This is a genomic window from Glaciecola sp. MF2-115 (assembly GCF_047250385.1).
GTDB lineage: Bacteria > Pseudomonadota > Gammaproteobacteria > Enterobacterales > Alteromonadaceae > Glaciecola.
Genome location: NZ_JBLBVM010000019.1, coordinates 1 through 3,826, shown reverse-complemented (window position 1 = coordinate 3,826; position 3,826 = coordinate 1). Strand labels below are relative to the sequence as shown.

Sequence of the window (3,826 nt, the reverse complement as noted above, 5' to 3'; positions counted from 1 at the left end):
TTGATTTAACTCGGTTTTGATTAAACAATCCATGTCCCTCTGCGTTAACCATTTAGGTAAAAATATACTCGTTTGAATCCAAAACAACAACTGATGTTGACCGGCGGAAATCAAACAGCGAATGCTCGCGAACCCGAAAATAATTCATTAAAAGCAGATGAGAGTGACTTTTGAATGAACGAGCTTCAGACTTTCAAATTTCAGAGCCATATTTAGTAGCGTTAGTAGTTTGGGTGTTTTCAGCTAGTACTTTTTGCGATATTAGCTGTAATTCAGTTATGTATTTCTGCTGTCTGAAAACACGCTGCAAATTATATACAACCATTATAGCTATCAATGCCAGGAACCAACTGTAATTCCCAGTAAACAAACCAATTGATACAAAGACAATTGGCGGAATTATTTCAATGGCAAGTCGATTAAATCTCTTACTTTTTGAGGTTGATAAAGTCTGATATTGCATAAGCAGTTTGACTTCTGTTTCAGATAGTTTCAAAGCTTTCCCCCGAAGAAGAATAACACCCCGCATAGAGGGCAAGTTTATGGGTGCAGCTCTTGAGCGAAGCGAAATGCGCCCGTAAGCTTGTCCCAGCGACCAAAGGGAGTGAACTGATGCGTTTGTTATATCTGGTTGATTTAACTCGGTTTTGATAAAACAATCCATGTCCCTCTGCGTTAACCATTTAGGTAAAAATATACTCGTTTGACGTTGAAACAACAACTGATGTTAATCGGCGAAGACCAAACAGCAAATGCTCGCGAACCCGAAAACAACTCATTTAAAACATATGAGAGTGACTCTTGAAAGAACGAGCATTCGCCTGAGTCACTGAGGACACTTCGCTTATATTAGTGAGTTCCCTATTGGAATATCCAATAAAAGTAGGAAATTAAAGTAATTACAAACAACATTGGAAAAATATAAACCTGTACCTTTTGAGTTCGGTTTAATGTTTTAGATGTTGCGAATAAAAAGATAAATGATGGTACCAGTGCTAAGGCGATAGGTAACATAAAATTTGCGATAAGATTCCCTGACACATTTGCAACCGAATCTGCCAATGACCCGATATAGTAGAGCTGAATTAGGAATGAAAAAAAGCATATGCCAAAGATTACGCCAACAAGGCTTTTACTACTCATCTCATTACTCTTAAGCATAACACCCCGCATAGAGGGCAAGTTTATGGGTGCAGCTCTTGAGCGAAGCGAAATGCGCCCGTAAAGTTGTCCCAGCGACCGAAGGGAGTGAACTGATGCGTTTGTTATATTTGGTTGATTTAACTCGATTTTGATAAAACAATCCTTGTCTCCCTTCGTTAACCATTTAGGTAAAAATATACTCGTTTGAACTCAAAACAACAACTGATGTTGACCAGCGAAAACCAAACAGCGAATGCTCGCGAACCCGAAATTAACTCATTAAAAACAGATGAGCGTGACTCTTGAAAGAACGAGCTTTAGAAAATACCAAATAGCGCTTTTATCTTCTTAAAGTCTGACATATTTAGGCACTCTATTTTCTAAAATACGAACCAACTCTGGCTGCATCCTTTCGTAATTATCTGGAATATCAAGACAGACTAAACGCTTATCTTTTAGAAGGTCTTTATATTTTTTGCGCACCTTATTTTTATGGCTTTTTTCCATAACTAGAATGACATCTGCCCATTCTACTAAATCACCCGACAATGGTGTTTCTGAATCCAAGTTTGTTCCACAGCCGATAGCATCTACGTTGTCATATTGATTGAAAACCTCTTCAGCCGTTGGACTTCGTAAGCGATTTTCAGAACACACAAACAAGAGATTCATTTTACTTCCACCACATAACACCCCGCATAGAGGGCAAGTTTATGGGTGCAGCTTTTGAGCAACGCGAAATGCACCCGTAAAGTTGTCCCAGCGACCGAAGGGAGTGTACTGATGCGATTGTTATAACTGGTTGGACTAATGCAATTTTGAATTAACAAACCTCACTCCTTTGATGTTGTTATTTGATACGTTGTTTGAAGTTAAACATTAACCAACTTTGACTGAAACAACAACTGAATTATCCTGGCGAAGACCAAACAGCGAATGCGCGCGCACCCGAAAACAACTTATTAAAAGCAGATGAGAGTGACTCTTGAAAGAACGAGCATGAACTGAACTTTCGCGACGAGAACTTATGCATTTTAGCGGAAACTAAACGACAAATGCTCGCGAACATGGAAACAGTTATCCACATTAAGATGAGTATTCGGTTTTAGAGAAAGAGCTTTAGGTGATGTTGATAAGGCAATAACCAAACACCGGAAGCGCGCGAACCACGGATAAGAAACACTAACGAAGTACCGCTTTTGAGCTTACTCCGCTTTTTAGCTTCTTGTGTTAACCATAACACCCCGCATAGAGGGCAAGTTTATGGGTGCAGCTTTTGAGCAACGCGAAATGCGCCCGTAAAGTTGTCCCAGCGACCGAAGGGAGTGAACTGATGCGATTGTTAGGTAGCCGGAATTTATTACGATTTTGACCAAACATTCCATGTTTCCTTGCGTTAACCATTTAGGTAAAAATAACACTCGTTTGACGTTGAAACAACAACTGGTGCTGACCAGCGAAAACCAAACAGCGAATGCTCGCGAACCCGAAATCAACTCATTAAAAACAGATGAGCGTAACTCTTGAAAGTAAGAGCTTGCGCCACAGCCAACTATTATGTGGCTGACTATTAAAACTGACTTTTACCATACTTTGACCTGAGTGATTTTCTGAAAGGAATTAAAGTAGATAATAAAAATAAACTATTAACACCAATAAAAAATAAAAAACCACGAATCGCCTCATACTCATAGCCAATAAAACTGGATGGCATTAAGCAGAGAAAAGCTACAGTTAATATAGATCGCTTATGCGTGTTCCAATATAATTTTAACCCTTCGGATTTCACGTACACCCTAACACCCCGTATAGAGGGCAAGTTTATGGGTGCAGCTTTTGAGCGTAGCGAAATGCGCCCGTAAGCTTGTCCCAGCGACCGAAGGGAGTGAGCTGATGCGATTGTTATGTTGCTGAATGTTGGTGCGATTTTGATACAACAATCCATGTCTCCCTGCGTTAACCATTTAGGTAAAAATATACTCGTTTGACGTTAAAACAACAACTGGTGCTGACTAGCGTAGACCAAACAGCGAATGCTCGCGAACCCGAAATTAACTCTTTAAAAACAGATGAGAGTGACTCTTGAAAGAACGAGCTACTTCTTGTTTTTATTTTGGGCTTTATCATTTGCCGCTTCATTTTGCAGACCATCTGTAGTTAGCGCTGATTGCTTTTTTACCTGCTTCCTATACTTTTCCAGCTCCAGATTATACTGCTTGCACTCATCATTATACAAAAATCTAGGCAGAAACCTCTGCAGCAAAAACGTACCGATGAATGGCAGCAGTAAAAGAAAATAATTTCCTATAGGCAAAAACACAATTAGCAATAAACATGGTGCAAGACTAATTACAAATATGGCGATTGCTGTGGATAAATAACCCTTTGGACGCTCTGGAGCAACTAACATACATAACACCCCGCATAGAGGGCAAGTTTATGGGTGCAGCTTTTGAGCAACGCGAAATGCGGCCGTAAAGTTGTCCCAGCGACCGAAGGGAGTGAACTGATGCGTTTGTTATGTTGCTTGATGTTATTGCGGTTTTGATACAACAATCCATGTCCCTTTGCGTTAACCATTTAGGTAAAAATATACTCGTTTGAAGCCAAAACAACAACTGATGTTACTCAGCGAAGACCAAACAGCCGATGCTCGCGAACCCGAAAATAACTACTTAAAAAC

3 protein-coding genes are annotated in these 3,826 nt (G+C 39.9%); all 3 read right to left on the bottom strand.

Annotation, left to right across the window (positions count from 1 at the left end; all coding sequences use genetic code 11):
* Nucleotides 1-193: 193 nt before the first annotated feature.
* Nucleotides 194-664, bottom strand: a complete 471-nt coding sequence (locus ACKLNX_RS00170; protein WP_412970785.1) for a hypothetical protein — start codon at nt 662-664, stop codon at nt 194-196.
* An 827-nt stretch (nt 665-1,491) separates the two neighbouring features.
* Nucleotides 1,492-1,815, bottom strand: coding sequence for a low molecular weight protein tyrosine phosphatase family protein (locus ACKLNX_RS00165; protein WP_411695540.1), 324 nt, complete (start codon nt 1,813-1,815; stop codon nt 1,492-1,494).
* Between the two features lie 1,423 nt (nt 1,816-3,238).
* Nucleotides 3,239-3,553: a hypothetical protein gene (locus tag ACKLNX_RS00160; RefSeq protein ID WP_412970784.1), complete on the bottom strand. Its 315-nt coding sequence runs from the start codon at nt 3,551-3,553 to the stop codon at nt 3,239-3,241.
* Nucleotides 3,554-3,826 lie beyond the last annotated feature (273 nt).